Genomic DNA, 19,380 nt, shown 5'->3' with positions numbered 1-19,380 from the left:
AAAATAAAAATATCTCGTAATATAAACGTTATCTTTATATTATGATAAAATGAATACAATGTTTTGACCTAATTATTCAACTTCAAATACCTTTATTTTTAGAAAGGAACTGACAAATGGCAAAAGGTATACATACTATAGAATTAAAGGCTTCCCCAGATCAAATTTGGAGCTTTGTTAGTAATATAAATAATTGGGCTCCACTAGTTACAGGCTATGTTAAACATAAGATTATTGATGATAAACATTCAACTTGGCGTTTGCACGGCGATTTGGGATTTATTAAACGAGACGTTAGTCTAAACGTCGAAATTAGTGAATGGCAAATGCCAGATAAAATTAGCTTTAGAATGACTTCGCCAACCAAGAAGTTGATTGGTAGCGGCTTTTTTCATGCTGAATCAACCTCTCCCTCTACTACAAAGGTAACAAGTCAGTTGGAAATACAAACAACTGGTAAAGGGGCCTTTATTTTTAACGGAGCAATAAAACCATTTGTTCCTAAAATGACAAAGCAACTTTCTAAAAAAATGGCGGATGAATTAATGAAACAATTATAAAAAAACATCCCTGGAATTTATTTGCGAATAAATCCTAGGGATGTTTCATATGAAAGTTAATTATGAACCATTTCTTTTTTTAATAAATTCTCCATATAACCTAATAATTCATTCTTTAACTCATCATGTTGTAACGCCATTTCAATCGTTGTCTGAATAAATCCAAGCTTCTCTCCAACGTCATAGCGCTTTCCTTCGAAGTCATAAGCAAACACTCTTTGTATCTCATTTAAACGCTGAATAGCATCCGTCAACTGAATCTCGCCACCAGCTCCTGTTTGTTGGTCTTCTAAGAACATGAAGATTTCAGGTGATAATACATATCGTCCCATAATCGCTAAGTTGGATGGTGCTGTTCCTTTAGCTGGCTTTTCTACAAACTTACTTACTTGATAACTACGACCCTTTTGTACAAGTGGGTCAATAATACCATAGCGATGTGTTTCCGTTTCCGGAACGGTTTGAACACCGATTACTGATGATTGTGTTGCCTCATATTGATCGATTAATTGACGTAAGCATGGTGTTTCAGCTTGTACAATATCATCACCAAGTAAAACAGCGAATGGCTCGTTACCAATAAATTTACGAGCACACCATACAGCATGCCCTAAACCTTGAGGCTCTTTCTGACGAATATAGTGAATGCTAATTTTTGAAGACTCTTGCACCTTCTCAAGAATTTCAAACTTTCCCTTTTCTAATAAGTTTTGTTCTAACTCAAAAGAATGATCAAAATGATCTTCGATAGCACGCTTTCCTTTTCCAGTTACAATAATAATATCCTCAATTCCAGATTCAATTGCTTCTTCTACAATGTACTGAATTGTTGGTTTATCAACGATTGGTAACATTTCCTTTGGCATTGCTTTAGTTGCTGGTAAAAACCTTGTTCCTAATCCAGCTGCTGGGATAATAGCTTTTTTTACTGTTTTCATCAATAACCCACCTTAGCTTTTATAATTTAAAGGAATTTCCTTTTATCCCCCATCACTTACTTAAACGGTCTGAAATAACTAAGCTATTTAAGCGATTTAAAAATTCCTTATAATATCCTGATTCATAGTGTGAAAATGACTTACCAAACGGATATGTTGCATCTCCAATATAACTTGTATTTGTTAAGTCAATAACTTTCGCCTTTGGTATAAGATGCATAATATAATTATCTAGTTTATCCCAAAAATAATTATTCCTCAAAATTAATTGCGGATCTGAGAATGATTTAACTTCTCTATGTTCATCAAAGTAAGTAGAAGTAAATCTACCTTTATTTAAAATAATCTTATCCTCTGGTAATATGTTTTTTAACTTTTGAATAAAATCTCCAACAGCCTCTTTCCAAATCTCAAAATACTCATCATTATTTGCATGATCTATTATTTGGCTATTCTCCAACTTAGTTATATATTTACTATCCTCTAATATATAACTACAACTAATATATCTATCACTATCAATTTTCAATATAGATTTAGATGCATCAGAATAAAGATCCAAAATTAAATATTCAGCCTCTGATTCTTTTAATTTTTCAAAGAAACTTTTATCAAAATCAACTTCAACAAATTTTCTGTCACTCTCTTTAATGTCATCTAATTCTTTAGGATCTAATAACACTGGATCTGAGACAAGACTAATTAGTGAAGAATGAAATTGTGTGTAAACACAATCATATATTTTTTTATAATCTGGATTGAAATATTGGCTTGAATTAAACGCGTTTCTACTAAAACAGGTTCCCAATACAGCTACCTTGACGGCACATCTATTTTTCCCATCTATAGTATATAAAGAGAGTTGCGAAAATCCATTTATAAATAATTTCCCCTTCATATTTTTCTCTGTACAACATATATCAAAATACGAAAAGTCCCCTTTATATTGTTTTGATATATCAAGTTGCAAATCACTTTCATTATTATCTAGCTTTAATCTTATAAAAAAGTCCCATACTTCTTTATCTCTTAAAATATGTTTATGAGATAAACTGTTTTTATTAATTCGAGCTACATATAATGGTCCACTTTCTTCCAAATCATATACAAATTCTTCATAATATTCATATCCATTTCCAGTTTTCTCTCTTCTTTTAATAACTAAATTTAGCTCATCTATTTTTTGGTTATTAAAAATTTCTAGCCCCACGTCAATTTTTATAGATTCATCATCCTCTATTATATCTATAGCTCGAACTTTATGAAGCATATTTGATTGATAAATAGCTAGTCGATTATCACCTGTAACATAAGGTTTAATATAGAAAAGTTTATTCGCCTTAAATTGCTTATATCTAAATGCTTGTTTTTTTAATACACTATTAGTTTCCAGAGGTAAATTATAATATTCCGTTTCACCCTCATTACATATATTCACAAAAACATCCCAACATGTTTCTTTATCTTGTTTAACATATGGGATATCCTCTGCTATATCAATTGCTATATCCACAGAATCTTTTATTATTGGCACACATTTAGTACTTATACTAGTACCGTGAAAAGCCATATCAACTTGATTTCTTCTTTTTAAAATAAGTTTTATTTTTTCCTTCTTTAAATATTTAGTATCCTTTCCAGTTAACAAAATATTTAATACAACTTTACTATCCGAATATTCCATTTTTTTGACGAGTGGTACTAATTCTAATCCTCTTAGATAAAATGCTAAAACCCCATCCTTCGCTATATATGGAATCAATTTAAAAATACTATTTTTACTGTAAAAATAGTCAAACCGTTCCTCAATATTTGATTTAACCTTAACCAAATACTCATTTCCCTCAGAAATCATATGTATTAACCATACAGCTTCATTGTTTAATGTTTGCTTTTCTAAAATAGATTTCAAATTAATATCAATTTGAAATTTTTTCCCTTTTAGCACTTCCCCAAGTTCAACTTCCAAAGGAAACTCAAAATCGCGATGATTCCTTTTCTTTCGTAAAATTAGCCTTCCGTTCCCGACAGTAGAAGTTCCTATAATCGTCATATTCCCTTTTTCAGGATTATATCCTAGCTCTTCTATTATAACGTCCATTATAAACCCCCACTCTTTCCCATTAATTATTAGTATACATCTTACAAATAATAAATTTGATACTATTTTTATTTTCAATCTATATGCAAAAGCCCTTAAAGGTCTATAATCAAACTAATTATGCTCATTTCTAAAATGAGATTTACCTAAACACCCTAGGTAAATCTCAAAATTTTTTTCCTATTCTTTTGATATAATTGCTAACGATTGAATCTCTTGATGGCTTTTATCAGAGCGTGCTATAACATAATAACGTTTGGTTTCAAATAAATAATTCTTTTCAAAATCATTATTTATACTTTCTTTCCCCAGAATTTCTTGCAACTTACTAATAGACATTGAGATGTCTTGAAAGCCCATTTCTACTACCTTAGACCCTGAAATAACAAACTTGACTTTTCCATCTTTATACTCCGTTTTACCTACTATCGTTTGTGATGGTGTTAGATTATTAGGATATACAGCCTCAAGTTCACTTAAACTTTTCCCAACGTATGTATCAATTGATTTTATAGATAATCCATACGCACGGTTTAATAATGTTATTACATTATCCAATTTAGCATCTTCTATGATCTTGTTATTCGATATAAATGGTATGATGTACTCTCCATTTATCCAACCCTTTTCCCCACTTGGCAAAACTATTTGCATCCATCCATTATTAGTTGCATTATCATTTGGAACTGTATACATTTCCCCGAAGTGAGTTAATGCTAAACGGCTACTGCTCATACTTGGCTCTTTTCGAATACTGATGTCATTATTATTCACCATGTACTTCTTATCACTTGAGGGCTCTGCTTTAATCTTTTGTTTTTCAGTGGCGTTTTTACTTTGGACGAAACTCTCCTTATTTTTACTTTCACTCATCAACGAGAGAATTCCCTTATAATTTAACCCCGTTACGATTGCACATACTAAAATGCTAAAAATGGTTCCAAACAATATAATATCTTTCTTTTTTGATTTAGGATCCCGTATTTTCCTCCTCGGGACTGCCACCGACTGTTCCTGCAATAAACCATGTTGAAATTGTAATGTTTGTTCTTCACGCAACTTATTTTTTTCTTCAACACTCATTTGATTATAATTCTTTAAAAAAGCATTATAGTTATCTACTACTTCATTTACATTACCATATTCCTTTAGTTGTCCATAATGTAGCCAAATTACTTTAGTACAAAAACTCTTTACTTGTGTAAGAGAATGACTAATGAAAAATATCGTCTTTCCCTGTTCCTTAAATTCATTCATTTTATCTAAACATTTTTTAGTAAAAGTTTGATCTCCAACGGAGAGGGCCTCATCGACTACCAAAATATCAGGATTAATATGAATCGAAATCGCAAATCCTATTCTAGACTTCATTCCACTTGAATAAGTTTTCACTGGTTGATACATAAATTTTCCTATATCAGCAAACTCAATAACTTTTGGTGTAATTTCTCGAATTTGCTCCTTTGTCAGGCCCATCATTAAAGCTTTTAACTCAATGTTTTCAATTCCTGTTAATTGGTTATTGAGCCCAGAAGAGATTGCAATCAACGATGCAGAACCATTAATTGTCACTTCCCCCTTATTCGGAATTGTGACACCCGCAATTAAATTTGATAATGTACTCTTTCCTGAACCATTTAAACCAACAATTCCAACTATTTCTCCTTCTGGTACCTCAAAGCTAACATTATTTAAAGCATAATGATAATCACCATTATTGTCCCTAAAAAATAAATCCTTTAATTTATCCGAAGGTTTACTATACATTTTATATTTCTTTGTAACATGTTCAAACTTTACTTTATAATTCATTGGATTATTCACCTTTTATAAGTAATCAACAAACTGCTTGCGGAATTTAATATGGAACATTGCCCCAATCACAAACAAAATAATTGTTAGTCCCCAAAAATATAGTGTATACAGTGAACCTATAAAACTTATACTTCCATGTAATAATGATGACCTGTATCCCTCAACTACATAGTAAAACGGATTTATCTTCATTAAAAATGCAAATATACTATTCATATGCTCACTTGGCTTCCATAAAACTGGTGTCAAATAAAATAACATTCTCGTAATTGATTGAATAAATAAGTGTACATCCCTAGAAATAGTAGAAATTGTAGAGGTAATAAAAGCCAAAGCAATTAAAAAACTAAATGTAGAGAATATACAATAAATCAATCCAACTATACCAAGAAAACTTATACCTTTAATACATATAACAATAAGTATTAAAACCGTTAGTAACACTAAATGCGTATATAACTGCGATAAAATAATATAAGTAGGTATTACACTCAATGGAAAATTCATTTTAGAAACTGTATTTAGTTTAGCATAAATAGAATTCGAGCCTTGAATAATTGAGCCATTTATAAAAAACCATGGAATAATACCACATATCATCCAAACAAAGAACGGAACCCCTTCTACAGGAGCTCCACCTCGAATCCCTAAACCAAATACTAACCAATATACAAAAATTTGAATTAAAGGGTTCAAAAATACCCATGTAATTCCTAACGTACTAGCAGCATATTGCTGCTTAATTTCATATATAGAAAGCCTTCCCATTAAATATAAGTTATCTAATTGTTCTTTAATAACACTTTTTATAGCTTTCATACAAAAACCTCATCCGATTGTAACATTTCGTGAATATTCCCGAAATTAACAACTTTCATTTTACCTTTTTTATTTAAAGGTATACAATTTCGAGCATCAAATAAAATTGGTTGGCGCATTTTTGAAACAAATTGGCTGTACTCCATAGTTTTAAACTCATTATGATCGGCCAATACTAATATTAAATCCGCACCTTCTACAGCTTCTTCTGCCGTCTTCAAATTAAATAACTCACTCTTAACATAAGGATCATGAATCGTCACATTATATCCTTCTTGATATAACACATCAATGATCTCTAAAGCCGGACTTTCTCGCATATCATCTGTATTCCCTTTATAAGCAACCCCAAATACAGCAATCTTAGGAGAATCAATTCCTTTAAGCAATTGTTCAATATTCTCGCAAACGTACAATGGCATAGAAATATTTACATCACGAGACATCTGAATAATATTCGCTATTTCTGGCGTTTTGGCTACAATAAAATACGGATCGACCGCTAAGCAATGCCCCCCTACACCAGGACCTGGTTGGTGTAAGTTTACACGTGGATGCTTATTGGCCATTTCAATAACATCTAATACATTTATCTTTAAATTTTTACATATTTTTGCTAACTCATTTGATAATGCAATATTTACATCACGGAACGTATTCTCCATCAACTTAGACATTTCTGCTGTTTTTGCGTCAGTTTGAATTATTTCCCCCTTCACAAATAAGCTATACACTTGAGCCGCCATTTTGGAACAAGCTGGAGTAATACCTCCCACAATCCTATTATTAAAAATAATTTCGTCCATAATCTTTCCTGGCAAGACTCTCTCTGGACAATGCACTAAAAAGATATCTTTCCCAACTACAAAACCAGCATCTTCTATTAAAGGTTTTATAAAATCATCCATACTCCGAGGAGCGATTGTTGATTCTACGATTAATGTATTTCCTTTTCTAATATTAGGAATAACCTCTTTAACGGCTGTTAAAACACCTGTTAAATCACATGATTTATATTCATCATCTTTATTTGGTGTAGGAACGGCAATAATAAAAACATCTGCTCCGACCACATCAAGAGAAGCAGATAGTTTTTTCTGCTTTATTGTCTCCTGAACAATCTCTCCAAGTCCTGGTTCTTCAATATGAATTTCCCCTTGATTTAACTTATCTACAACGTGTTGATTGATATCCACTCCTACTACTTCAGCACCATGTTTCGCAAACATGGCAGCTGTTGGGAGACCAATATATCCTAAGCCTACTACACAAATTTTCACTAACTTTCTCATCTCCACGTAATTTATTAATAAAAAAATCTATTTTCCAAAAATAACTTCACATAAAAACAATTTAGCGCCCCAAACCAAAATACAGATTATCTAGCACTCATTTCATCCATATGAATTATCTAAATCTGCTATTCTAAATTTCTTTCATATCAATAAATAAGAATACTCCCAAACACGCTAAATTATTTTTCTACACATTTATAGTATTTAAGAAGTCTTTTCTTTAATTACGTGATATACTCTCTCAGCATTCTTAGTATCCTTATATTTAAAAATTCTTTTTGAATTTGCTAAATATCTCTTACTAATCTTTAAATTATTATTCATAACATTATTTATTTGCTTAATTAACTCTTGTTCCTCAGACACAATAAAACCTAAATCACTATATTTAATTTCTGTACACGGAGCATGATGATTATTATGCGGATCAAACTGATACATTATAACTGGTTTTTCCATATATAGAAAGTCTGATGACACTGATGAATAATCAGTAATTAATAGTGCACTTTCTTTTAATAATTCCGATACAGTCGCATTACTTTTTACTAAAAATTCCATTTTAGGATGTTCCACAACAAATTCATCCATAAACTTCTGCATTTGACTATGTATATAAAATTTAACTTCTATATTATTCTTTTCTATTAAATTTAGAAAGGCTTGATTCTCAATTAAACTTTTATATACTTTATAATAATCGGACTGTAAAAACTGTACTTTATTTACATTTAATAAGTGTCTACGCCACGTCGGCATAATTAGAATTTGTTTTTTTGTTTTTCTCTCGTGAAGGTTATCAAATCTAGTTAATCCAGTTACAGCCACATCCTCGTCAGGATACCCTAGTGTCTTCATAATAATACGTTTTTCATACTCTGAACTTGAAATAATTAAATCCTGCTTATATCTTTCCTTACTTAAATACGGAGCAATATTATGAATGATCACACCATGTTGTAAACAAATATTATTTTTTTTAGAAACCATATTCCCAAACCATTTAATAAATTCTTGCTTCGGTCTAGGATAAGAGCATTCTTCGAATACCCAAGCACTTATATATGTACTTGCGGCCAGCATATAAACCTTGTGCTTAAAGGAAGAATGATATATAACATTACCATATTGCTCTACTTTCTCTAAATGAGGTGAATCTTCATTAATTACATAATATATTTTTTCTGATGGATATTTTTCGCGACAATACTTGAAGAAGAAGTATCCATTATCCTCAGCTTGATCCTCACGCTCCCCAACTAACCAAATCTCTTTCCCTGCAAAACGTACCCTTACAAATACGCTCAACAAAAGAATAAGTATTTTATACAATGAACCTTTAACATATTCAAATACACTTTGAATTCCTCGAATAGGCTTTGTAATTTTCCAAGATAAAGATTTTTCGAGGAGATATGGATTTTTTTCAAAATACGTTTCATACTTTTGTGATTGATTATACCAGTACCTCTTACTCCTAAATATCACCATGTATTTCATCGCTTCATCATATAAACCTAAAGTTATAAGATTTAAAAAGGCCTTATATCCTTCATTCCCCTTATAAATACTTTCATCTGAAATAGACAAGAGACTCTCCAACACATTCAATAATGTCTCTTGATGACTTTTTTCTACTTCATTTAAAAAGGTGTTTTTATCCACTAAATTTAATATTTGTTTAAAAAGTATAATTTTTAAATCCTGATTAAATCCTTCTCCATAATCACTTATTAAAGAATCAAAAACATACTGAATATCTTTTATTGAATTTATTATGTACTCTTCATTAAATGGCGTTTTGTTTTTATATTTTATATCAGTTGCAAAATCATAATTTAGACCAGCTAAATATAACTGAACATCTAAATGTTTGATGTTTGGCTCATTCAATTGAGAGATAAAATTAAGCCCCTTTGTTAATAGAACTTCCTTCTTTATTACTTTTAAAGCTGTAATTGTAGCAAAATTACTCTGCATTATATTTTTTTTATTTATAATTTTTTTCTCATTTTTTTCTTCCAAACAAGCAGATATGAAATCTAAATCTTTCTTTTGTGCGGCATTATATAAACGTTCATATACATTTGGCCTAAACTTTGTATAAAAATCAAAGAAAGTAATATACTCCCCTCTTAGTCTCTCTACATCAAGCTTTCCTTCTTTTAATACTATATTCAGCTTATAACTTCCCTTTAAATTTTCTATAAATTCAACCATTTCTAAAGTAACATTTTCATAATTATAAAAAATAAGCACTTCAAACTCATTAGCACCGATAGTCTGTTTTTGTAATAATTCAAAAGCTTGTTTAATTACAGCTTCATCATGAACCCGTAATTGTGTTATCACGCTTAGTTTCATTCAAAAATCTCCCCTTGATAATATCCTTTAATTTAAAATTCCTATTTCTAAGAAATTTAGTAATCCTCCAAGAAAAACTATTACGAATAATCGTTTGTTTCTTATATCTTTGTTGTAATTCAGTCCCTTGTTTTAACCACCATCTTCTCGAAATTAACATGCTATTATATGCTAATGCTTCATCTATATAATCTTTTTCAATTAAACTTAATAAAGGCTCTTCCCAAACTAAATATTTCTTCACTATTTCAACATCATAGCCATCTATTACTCTTTTCACTAAATTAATTAACCTCTTTTTTTCTTCAATTGATAGCTTATTAAAGTCCGGATCACAAATTTTCCAAAGAATTGATCTTAGTGCATTTACTTGAAAATAATTATATTCCTGGTTGTTCAATTCAGGTTTAATTGCATCTACAGACTTTACATCATTCTCAACAGAAGAAATAATATCTTGCTGTGTCAACGATAAATTATGATCATCATCACGTGCTCTATAACTATAAACATTTTTTGGAATGTAACTAAACCTTTTCGCCTTTGTAAATAACTGAACATCATAAAATTTATCTTCCCCATTTCTCATTCCCTCAATGAAAGAGATTTTATGTTGTCTAACAAATGCTGTTCTTACTAATTTTAAAGTAATAGCTGTTTTTACCTGTAAAAAGAATGGCGATATCTCTATGTTAGTATTCACATACGTTTTTTGTAAAAGGTAGTGTTTGAAAGTTGAATGTTGAAAAGTTGAACCATCACTCTCATTAAAGCTTTCCATTTTTCCCATAACAAAATCTGATTTATGTTCTTCAGCTAAATTAAATAACGTTTCATATGAATCAACTGGTATATAATCATCTGGATCCATAAATATTAGGTACTTTCCTTTTGCGATATCAATACCAATATTTCTTGGTTTACCAGGTGCGCCACAATTTTTTTCTAAGTGTATAGCTTTAAAATTATCATAGTTCTTAGCATATCGGTCTAGAATTCCTCCTGTATTATCTGTAGAACAATCATTTACCATAATAACCTCTAAATTCTCTACACCAATTGTTTGATTGATTAAAGAATTTAAACACTCCTCTATATACATCTCTACATTGTATATAGGCAAAATCACCGAAATTAGTGGCTTTTTCAAATCTCTACACTCCTTTTATATTTTCGAATAACATTTGACAATGTAATTCTTTTGGCTTAACAACGTACTTGTTTACTTGCTCCAAATTAGGGTTCTTCAATGAACTTTCAAAATCATTTAGTAAAAGGTGTATATCTTTCTCACTTTCTATCCTTTCTCCAAACAATTCTGTCCTATGATCAATAGGGCCTTCGTTATAATGTTTAGAGTAAAATTCATCATAATCAAACTGACAGAAAATAACAGGTTTATTCATATAAGCAAAATCAAATGAAACTGTAGAATAATCTGTAATTAGTAAGCAATGTCGCTTTAATAGACTTTGCACTGTTTCTTCACCTTGTTTCATGACCCTGATTCGCTTATGAAATACAGGCATTTCTGCACCAAACTTTTGAGTTTGATAATGAGGAAAGAAAGTTAATGTCATATCTTGTTCTTCTAGTATTCGATGAAGTTCTTTACTTTGTAAAAACGACATATATGTCTGCCAATACTTAGATTCCATTAGCTGGTCTTTTGTTTTTATCCAACTTCTCCACGTTGGCATGAGTAAAATTTCATTCCCTTTACTCTCATCTTTCAAGGCATCCCAACGTGCAAGTCCCGTTACAATTACTTCATCTTCCTCATATCCAAATTCTTTTACAATATGATCCTTTTCAAACTGTGAGGACACAACAAATAGAGAATAGCCCATTCGATTTTTATTTAACACATGATTTACGCGGCTTACACCTATGACACCATGTTGAATAAAAATCTTCTTGTTTTGCTGCCATTCTGGATAATACTTCAAAATATGTTTATAATCATCTGTATACATGTTTGCTGTTTCTGAATAACTGTTAATCGTCTTATCACAAATAAGCAAATAGAATGTATGTTTAAAACTCCCAAATTGGATGGTATTACCTAAATCTTCAATGTTTTTATAATCATTACTTTCCTTATCAATAATATAAAAAACTGGAACATCAGGATGTTCTTTTCGAATATATGTAAATAGGTGATAAGAATTATCTTGCGCTGTATCTTCTCTTTCACCAATTAACCATATCCTCTTTCTACGAAAATATGATCCAAATAATTTATAGGATATAATTGCAAGTAATGTTTCATAATTTTTCCGTTTAAATAAACCTACATCATAACGGATTGCTCGCTTAATTTCACTATATGTGTTCATCATTCTCTTCGTATAGTTAGACTTATGAATCTGAATTGTAGCTTCACTATTTTTATATAGCACTTTAATATCTAATAAATTTACATTTTGATACTTGGTATTATTGCGTAACTGTGCTAACAGAACCCTTAGCGGTTCTTCAACAACAGTGTTCCCTATGCTGAGGCGTATTGATATTTTCCATTCTCCCTCTTCTAACAAATCTCTTACATTGACTTCTATTGTTCCAAATCCCGCATCATTATAGTCAATTGTGTTGTTAGAAAATAAGTATGATATATCTGTACGTAAGGAGTTTTTTAGTTGGATTGTTTTAGTGGTTCCTTCTTTATAAAATACTAATTCTTTTTTTATTTTTTTGGTCGATAAACTTTCAACAAATGCATATCCACTAATTGTAAGAATCTCTTTACGAAGTTTTATTCCTTCTATTTTATGAACTAGGGTTAAATTATTAACTTGCAATAATTCTTTATATCGAGGGAAAAATTGATAATAAAAATAATAATATTTTTCATTATCATATACATGTTCTTTTGAAATCAATTCATCCTGAATGATATTTAATAATTTTCCCAAATTTATACGATCATTTTCTTTTATCATTTCAGTTATTAATTTATCACGCATATTAAAATTCTCTACATGCTTCAAACTAACTAGACTTGATAGAAACTTATTTCCTAATTGAATGACTTCTAAAAGCTTTTCACTTGAAAAACCTTTTCCCTTTAAAACAATGGAATCCACAAAGAATTTCCATTGTCTTGCCTCGATAGTATGAATTAACGGAACTCTTTCTTTCTCTCTATACAGGGCCGTTAATTTCATTTGTAATATAACTAACTGATTAAAGAACGTAATCGTTGTTTTTTTAGATAGGTTATTACCACCATTATCTACTATTCTATAATAAAGCAGCGGTATATCGCGTACGATTACTCTTTCTGCAACCAGCAAACATTTTTGTGTAAATAACAAGTCCTCTCCTACCCAAAGATCTTCATCAAAATGAATACCATTGATGATACACATTTCTCTTTTAAATATCTTATTGCTTGTGGATGGAGTGAAATGTAATTCTAAGTTTGTTGCAACATTCCTAATTAACGGAAGTTTCTTATCAAATAATTTTTTCATGTATGAAAGTGGCCAATTTTTATATTCATTAAAACAAATAATATTGGCAATAACCATATCTGCATTATTTTCGCTGGCAACCTCATACATTTCCTCGTATCCAGCTAAATGTACATAATCATCTGCATCTAAAAATGTAACATATTCCCCATTTGCTTTTTGCAATCCTGTATTACGTGCAGCACTCACACCAGCATTCTGTTGCTTATAAACTTTCAAATTATTATCTTGCTTTTCATACTGCCTCAATACTGTCATACTATTATCTATTGAACCATCATCAACAACAATAATTTCGATCCCCTTTAATGTCTGCTCGATAACAGATTGTAAACACTGAGCTAAATATTTTTCCTTATTATAATTCGTAATTACTACACTTAGCTTCGCTTTCTTCAAGAAACTCTCATTCCCATCTTTTAGTTCATATGGTAACGTAAAAACAGAACACCTTTTCCCTTATGCTATTCCAAGCTCTTATATATGTTTATAAAGATTTCTTTTTCATTTTCCCAATTATAATTATTACGGGCGATGAAGCAATTTTCTTTCATTTTTTCTCTTTCTTCTGGATGTTCTAATATGTAATTTACTCCTTCAGCAATGGAAGCAGGATTGTGAGAATCTATACAAACCCCAACATGTTCATTTTCTACCACGCGTTGTATCTCAGGAAAACTACAAGCAACAACGGGCACCCCGCTCATCATATATTCAAATAGTTTGTTAGATGAAGCTGAATAATGATTAAAACAAACGTTATTTAAAACCTGAAAACCTAAATAAGCATTTTTCGTATAATGCAATAATTCATTTACAGGCACCTTCGGAATAAACTTCACCTTATTTCCCAAACCTAACTCCAGCACCATCTTTTGTAACTCAGGTTTAATACGCCCATCACCAATAAACACAAGCGTACCTTTTTTAAACATTGGAACTGCTTGTACTAGCTTTTCTAATCCTCTTCCTATTTGAATTCCGCCTTGATATAACAAGATGGGTTCTTCCTTTGGAATCTCTAACACCTCATGCAGATTAATTGAATTACTGTCCTCTGGTTGCGTTACAAAAGGATAGTTATGAATGACCTTAGGATAAAAGCCATATAAATCTTCCGCATATTTTGCACGTGTATGATTTTCCATAATCATCACATCTGTATATTTAAGAAAGAATTTCTCCATAATCCCATAAATTTTACTATTGTATCCTGTACGACTAGTCTGTACCTCATGTGAATCATAAACCAATTTCCTTTTTCTAAATATTTTCGCACAAAGCCATCCTTGTGGTAGTGTATTTAAATCATTAGAATGATAGAAATCATATTCTTTTTTCAAACCTACCTTGACCATTTGAGCCAATATGTAAGAGCGTACAATTAATGTCCGTAGCTTCCCCACGGAAAATACTGCACCAAATAATAATATCAAACATGTTATTATTGGAAATTTCCAGAAACACAGTGCCGCAATTACTCCAAATAAAAACATTGTAACTATATTTTTCGTTATTAACTGTTTTACTCGTTTTGCTGCACCCAAACCTTTTTGTAAAAGAGATAGGCGATTATTTACACGTGTTACTGTAAACCCTTCTTTTCGCATCTCCCACTTAGGTAAATCCTGTTGTTTCCAATCGTGAATACATATCAAGTCCACTTCATAACCCTCTTCAGCTAAAGCCGTACATTCCCTTAACACACGGGCATCATTTGTGAAGTGGTTCCATACGAACATACACACTTTCTTCTGTTGCATCTTTTTCCTCCATTAAACTCGTTAATACTTTGATGTTATTTTTCCATCTCAAATATTGGAAGGCGAACTTATGTCCGTTATCCCCTATTTTTTTTCGTAATATCTCATTCTCAGCTAATCTTAAAATATGCTCTCCTAATTCTTTAACTGTTCGATCATGTGAAATCAAACCACATTGAGCTTCATTAATAACCTTTTCCGCATATCCAGACACATCACCAACAATAGGCTTTTTCATACACATGTAGTCAATAATCTTTCCTGGCAAAACCGTTTGAAACACTTTTTCATCTACTAAACTAACATATGCAATATGTGCTTTTGCCACTTCCTGTAGAGTCTTCTTACGACTTTTTGCTTTAATAATTTCTATATTAGAAAGTTTTTTTTCTTTAATAACCTCAGCTACTCGATAACTTTTAAATCCATAGCCAATTATTTTAAATTTTATATTTTCTTTTCCTTTTAGAAATTCTGCTACATCAATCAACTTCAGAACGTCTTGAGCTAACCCGATATTCCCTGTATAAATCACTTCCACTGTTTCAATAGTCGAGGAAGTTATAATCCGCTTATTTTCTACCATATGTAATTCTTCCTCAGTTAAAGAATTTGGCATAAATGAAATTCTTTCACGTTTAACACCTTTCAACTCAAGATACGGAATAAAGCCTGCGCTATTTACAATGATCTGATTGGCTGCACGATATAACAGCTTTTCTAAAGCATATGCTATCGATAAAACAAATCGATTCGCAAAAACTCCAACACCCAATAATGATTCCGGCCATAAATCTCGAACATCTAACAATAGTTCAGCCTTTAGTTTTTTCTTTGCAAAAATCCCTGCTATGCCGATAAAAATAGGCGGAGTTGAAACAAATACATAATCATACTTTTTATCCATACGTAATATGGCCATAATAAAGAGTACTGTGATTTCTAAATACAAAAATAACCTTCTTAACATATTATTTGTATATTTTTTCACCCTTGGTTTCACTCTTATAATGTTGTCACTATTTACCGATTCTTCGTCCCAAAATTCTTTTTTCTTATATAAATTTTCATTTGGATATCTTGGATCGGTGGTCAAAATTGTAACATCATATCCTTTTTCATTTAATTCCGAGTAAATATTCTTAATTCGATTCGCCGCGCTTCCGATTTCCGGATAAAAATTTTGTGCTATCACTAACACCTTTTTCATTTTTCTATGTCCCTTCTTCCTCCCATATCAGATACTATCCCATTCTATTTACCCTAATTATTCTCTATTTTTTAACAAAATTCGCTTTAAATTTACAAAGTTCACTTTAAATTTACAAATATAAGGATATCACTAAATCTGACAAAATTGAACCTTTCTGACTAACAATTTAGCTTTTCACACCTATAATGATTACATCGGAATATATTAATTGATAAATGAAAAGGTATTTTCATCTAAGTAATTACTGTTAATTGACCAAATATAAATAAACCTTGAACAGTAAATAACAAAACCAACTGTTCAAGGTTTACAGTATTTCAAATCATATTAATTCTATATCTATCGCAAAGCGCGACGTGGTAATTTATCGATATTCTCTAACATAATACCTGTACCAACAGCAACACATTGCATTGGGTTTTCAGCGATTAATACTGGTACCTTTAATTCTTCTGCTAGAAGCATGTCGATACCGTGTAATAAAGCTCCACCGCCTGTTAGAATAACACCGCGGTCGATAATGTCCGCAGATAGTTCTGGTGGTGTACGCTCTAGTACGCCTTTTGCAGCTTGTACAATGATAGCCGCGTCTTCTTTTAGTGCTTCTGTAATTTCTTCAGAGCATACTGTAATTGTACGTGGTAAACCTGTTACCATGTCACGTCCGCGAATTTCAAGCTCTTCACTACGTGCACCTGGGAATACTGTACCAACTTTAATTTTAATATTTTCTGAAGTACGTTCTCCAATTAATAGCTTATACTTACGTTTAACGTAGTTTAAGATTTCCATATCAAACTTATCGCCAGCCATTTTGATAGAGGAAGAGGTAACAATATCACCCATAGAAAGTACGGCAATATCTGTTGTACCTCCACCAATATCAACAACCATGTTTCCGCTTGGCTGGAAGATTTCCATACCAGCACCAACTGCGGCTACTTTTGGTTCTTCTTCTAGAAATACTGTTTTACCACCTGAACGTTCAGCAGCCTCACGAATTGCTTTTTGCTCTACAGATGTGATATTTGTTGGACAACAAATTAAAATGCGAGGTTTTGAAAAGAAGCTCTTTACGTCCAATTTGTTAATGAAATACTTTAACATTGCTTCTGTAATTTCGAAATCTGCGATTACACCATCTTTAAGTGGACGAATTGCCACGATATTACCAGGTGTACGTCCCACCATACTTCTTGCTTCTTCACCTACTGCTAATACTTTTCCACTATTACGATCAATTGCCACAACAGATGGCTCATTTAATACAATACCCTTACCTTTAACATGAATTAATACGTTAGCCGTACCTAGGTCAATTCCGATATCTCGCGCAAACATTCCCGTCATTTCCTCCTCGATATTCAAAATCAGGTTACACCCGAATTCTTTTACACCTAATTTCTGATTTTATCATAAATTTAACAGAAACGTAATATTCGCAAAAAGAATTCTTCTGAAAAATATTACCGAATTCGCAAGGAATGTTTGCTATTTTAGATTTATTGGCGCACAGGGTTTTCTGTATCTTCTTTTCGATACTTTTGCTTTGTTGCTTCTCCTCCTCTTAAATGACGAATAGACTTATGATAATCAAGAATTTCTTTCACTTCATTTGCGAGCTCTGGATTAATTTCTGGTAGACGTTCTGTTAAATCTTTATGGACTGTACTCTTTGATACCCCAAACTCCTTTGCAATTACACGCACTGTCTTTCTTGTCTCCACGATATACTTGCCAATCTTGATAGTTCTCTCTTTGATGTAATCGTGCACACCACTCGCCTCCCTAAATTGGATGTGAGAAGTGTGAAATGAGACTCGCTGCATACGACTATGAAGTAAATGTGAGTGCTGTTTGTAAGCGTTAAACATTCTTGGATTTATAATGAAATGATTCACGATTTCTCACCTCAAACACTCTCTTTGCATTGGTTTATACCATTGTATTGCCCACACTACTGATATATGCTACATGTTCAATATTTTTACAGAGAAGATGCTACAAATTTAATATTTTATTTATACACATTCCAATAATCATTCCCCGTATCAACATAAAACACCTCAAGACCAAAAAAAATAAGAGCATGCGGTACCTAATTTTAATTAAATACCACACACTCTTATTTCGTTTATTTATCTTGTTTACCATAATTTCCTTCTACTATTTCAGAGAATGCTTTTATATCTAAATCTGACTTAATAACAAAACGACTAACCTTTAATATATTACTTTCTTTAGTAGCATAACCAGGAGAGTTTACAAATGCCATCTGGAATTTAGAATCCTTCAACACTTTAACAATCGTATCATTGTATTTTCCAAATGGATAAGAAAAGTAATCAGTCTTTAAAACATCCTTACTCTTTAAAATATCATTTTTAATCTCCACATTATTTCTATTAAATACCGCAGCTTCTCCTTTTTCTAATTTATGTAAAGAGTCAGTGTGGCTACCAAATTCGAAAACATCACCCATTTTATCCATTTCTGTTTTACTTAAAGCTTGGATTTTATTAGGATCAAATTTCTCTTCTTGATCACTAATTTTTGATGTAACAACAAAGGAGATTGCATGCATGTTATATTTTTTTAAAATAGGATATGCATAAGTATAATTTGATTTTGATGCATCATCAAAAGTAATTAGTACGCTTTTTTCCGGTAGATTTTTTTTATTTTTTATAAATCCTTCTAATTCTTTCGCAGTAATTGCTCTATAATTATTATCCGCTAAATATTTTATTTGTTTTTCAAATTGTTCCACTGCTAAAGTTGTTCCTTTATTTTTAAAAACTTCACTATTTTCTTTTTCAGTACCCTTCAGTAGATGATGATATAATAACACAGGCACTTTCTCTTGCTTACTTGCCACATTCATTTTATTAAAAATGAAAAACCCAATCCCGGCTACTAGCGCTACTGCCACCGCTATTAAAATAAATAATTTTTTCAAACTTTTACTCTCTCTAGCTTTCATTAAACTTCCCCCTCAATCACAACAAAAAATACAGTATTTTAGAGTCATAC

At 31.3% G+C, this 19,380-nt stretch carries 14 protein-coding genes; 1 reads left to right on the top strand and 13 read right to left on the bottom strand.

The window, feature by feature from the left end; genetic code table 11:
- Nucleotides 1-116: 116 nt before the first annotated feature.
- Complete coding sequence (locus ACE38F_RS02755; protein WP_375371173.1) at nucleotides 117-560, top strand: CoxG family protein; 444 nt, start codon at nucleotides 117-119, stop codon at nucleotides 558-560.
- Nucleotides 561-616: 56 nt separating this feature from the next.
- On the opposite strand, the gene galU is transcribed toward ACE38F_RS02755, so the two are convergent.
- The 13 genes from galU to ACE38F_RS02690 form a co-directional block, all read right to left on the bottom strand.
- On the bottom strand, nucleotides 617-1,498 hold the full coding sequence (galU, locus tag ACE38F_RS02750) for a UTP--glucose-1-phosphate uridylyltransferase GalU (RefSeq protein WP_375371174.1): 882 nt from the start codon (nucleotides 1,496-1,498) through the stop codon (nucleotides 617-619).
- Nucleotides 1,499-1,550: 52 nt separating this feature from the next.
- Nucleotides 1,551-3,599: a DUF6270 domain-containing protein gene (locus ACE38F_RS02745; RefSeq protein ID WP_375371175.1), complete on the bottom strand. Its 2,049-nt coding sequence runs from the start codon at nucleotides 3,597-3,599 to the stop codon at nucleotides 1,551-1,553.
- Between the two features lie 180 nt (nucleotides 3,600-3,779).
- Nucleotides 3,780-5,411, bottom strand: a complete 1,632-nt coding sequence (tagH, locus tag ACE38F_RS02740; RefSeq protein ID WP_375371176.1) for a teichoic acids export ABC transporter ATP-binding subunit TagH — start codon at nucleotides 5,409-5,411, stop codon at nucleotides 3,780-3,782.
- A 15-nt stretch (nucleotides 5,412-5,426) separates the two neighbouring features.
- Nucleotides 5,427-6,233 carry an ABC transporter permease gene (locus ACE38F_RS02735; RefSeq protein WP_375371177.1) on the bottom strand — a complete coding sequence of 269 codons (807 nt, stop codon included), beginning with the start codon at nucleotides 6,231-6,233 and terminating at the stop codon, nucleotides 5,427-5,429.
- The gene (locus ACE38F_RS02730; protein WP_375371178.1) at nucleotides 6,230-7,513 is read right to left on the bottom strand and encodes a nucleotide sugar dehydrogenase; all 1,284 of its coding nucleotides are present in this window, start codon (nucleotides 7,511-7,513) and stop codon (nucleotides 6,230-6,232) included. The genes ACE38F_RS02735 and ACE38F_RS02730 overlap by 4 nt, the downstream gene beginning before the upstream one ends.
- A gap of 219 nt (nucleotides 7,514-7,732) precedes the next feature.
- Entirely contained in the window at nucleotides 7,733-9,892 is a 2,160-nt protein-coding gene (locus tag ACE38F_RS02725) for a CDP-glycerol glycerophosphotransferase family protein (RefSeq protein ID WP_375371179.1), read from the bottom strand.
- Nucleotides 9,855-11,042: a glycosyltransferase family 2 protein gene (locus tag ACE38F_RS02720; RefSeq protein WP_375371180.1), complete on the bottom strand. Its 1,188-nt coding sequence runs from the start codon at nucleotides 11,040-11,042 to the stop codon at nucleotides 9,855-9,857. Before ACE38F_RS02720 ends, ACE38F_RS02725 begins: the two co-directional genes overlap by 38 nt.
- Nucleotides 11,043-11,046: 4 nt before the next feature.
- Nucleotides 11,047-13,770 carry a bifunctional glycosyltransferase/CDP-glycerol:glycerophosphate glycerophosphotransferase gene (locus ACE38F_RS02715; protein ID WP_375371181.1) on the bottom strand — a complete coding sequence of 908 codons (2,724 nt, stop codon included), beginning with the start codon at nucleotides 13,768-13,770 and terminating at the stop codon, nucleotides 11,047-11,049.
- Between the two features lie 65 nt (nucleotides 13,771-13,835).
- Complete coding sequence (locus ACE38F_RS02710; RefSeq protein ID WP_088099710.1) at nucleotides 13,836-15,134, bottom strand: glycosyltransferase; 1,299 nt, start codon at nucleotides 15,132-15,134, stop codon at nucleotides 13,836-13,838.
- Complete coding sequence (locus ACE38F_RS02705) at nucleotides 15,085-16,344, bottom strand: glycosyltransferase family 4 protein (RefSeq protein ID WP_060749204.1); 1,260 nt, start codon at nucleotides 16,342-16,344, stop codon at nucleotides 15,085-15,087. The genes ACE38F_RS02710 and ACE38F_RS02705 overlap by 50 nt, the downstream gene beginning before the upstream one ends.
- A 342-nt stretch (nucleotides 16,345-16,686) precedes the next feature.
- A complete protein-coding gene (mreB, locus tag ACE38F_RS02700) occupies nucleotides 16,687-17,688 on the bottom strand; it encodes a rod shape-determining protein (RefSeq protein WP_060749203.1) in 1,002 nt (333 codons plus the stop codon).
- Between the two features lie 161 nt (nucleotides 17,689-17,849).
- Complete coding sequence (gene spoIIID, locus ACE38F_RS02695; RefSeq protein WP_002089714.1) at nucleotides 17,850-18,122, bottom strand: sporulation transcriptional regulator SpoIIID; 273 nt, start codon at nucleotides 18,120-18,122, stop codon at nucleotides 17,850-17,852.
- Nucleotides 18,123-18,481: 359 nt separating this feature from the next.
- Nucleotides 18,482-19,330, bottom strand: a complete 849-nt coding sequence (locus tag ACE38F_RS02690) for a polysaccharide deacetylase family protein (protein WP_070147033.1) — start codon at nucleotides 19,328-19,330, stop codon at nucleotides 18,482-18,484.
- Nucleotides 19,331-19,380 lie beyond the last annotated feature (50 nt).

Origin of the sequence: Bacillus altaicus, from assembly GCF_042136375.2 — a bacterium.
GTDB classification, from domain to species: domain Bacteria; phylum Bacillota; class Bacilli; order Bacillales; family Bacillaceae_G; genus Bacillus_A; species Bacillus_A cereus_U.
Note: the sequence above shows the minus strand (reverse complement) of the source record. Positions and strands in the feature narration are given on the sequence as shown.

Excerpts from the sequence above, each read along its gene's own strand:
- ACE38F_RS02755 (WP_375371173.1), top strand. The coding sequence starts at position 117 with ATGGCAAAAGGTATACATACTATAGAATTAAAGGCTTCCCCAGATCAA.
- galU (WP_375371174.1), bottom strand. The coding sequence starts at position 1,498 with ATGAAAACAGTAAAAAAAGCTATTATCCCAGCAGCTGGATTAGGAACA.
- ACE38F_RS02745 (WP_375371175.1), bottom strand. The coding sequence starts at position 3,599 with ATGGACGTTATAATAGAAGAGCTAGGATATAATCCTGAAAAAGGGAAT.
- tagH (WP_375371176.1), bottom strand. The coding sequence starts at position 5,411 with ATGAATTATAAAGTAAAGTTTGAACATGTTACAAAGAAATATAAAATG.
- ACE38F_RS02735 (WP_375371177.1), bottom strand. The coding sequence starts at position 6,233 with ATGAAAGCTATAAAAAGTGTTATTAAAGAACAATTAGATAACTTATAT.
- ACE38F_RS02725 (WP_375371179.1), bottom strand. The coding sequence starts at position 9,892 with ATGAAACTAAGCGTGATAACACAATTACGGGTTCATGATGAAGCTGTA.
- ACE38F_RS02710 (WP_088099710.1), bottom strand. The coding sequence starts at position 15,134 with ATGCAACAGAAGAAAGTGTGTATGTTCGTATGGAACCACTTCACAAAT.
- ACE38F_RS02705 (WP_060749204.1), bottom strand. The coding sequence starts at position 16,344 with ATGAAAAAGGTGTTAGTGATAGCACAAAATTTTTATCCGGAAATCGGA.
- mreB (WP_060749203.1), bottom strand. The coding sequence starts at position 17,688 with ATGTTTGCGCGAGATATCGGAATTGACCTAGGTACGGCTAACGTATTA.
- ACE38F_RS02690 (WP_070147033.1), bottom strand. The coding sequence starts at position 19,330 with ATGAAAGCTAGAGAGAGTAAAAGTTTGAAAAAATTATTTATTTTAATA.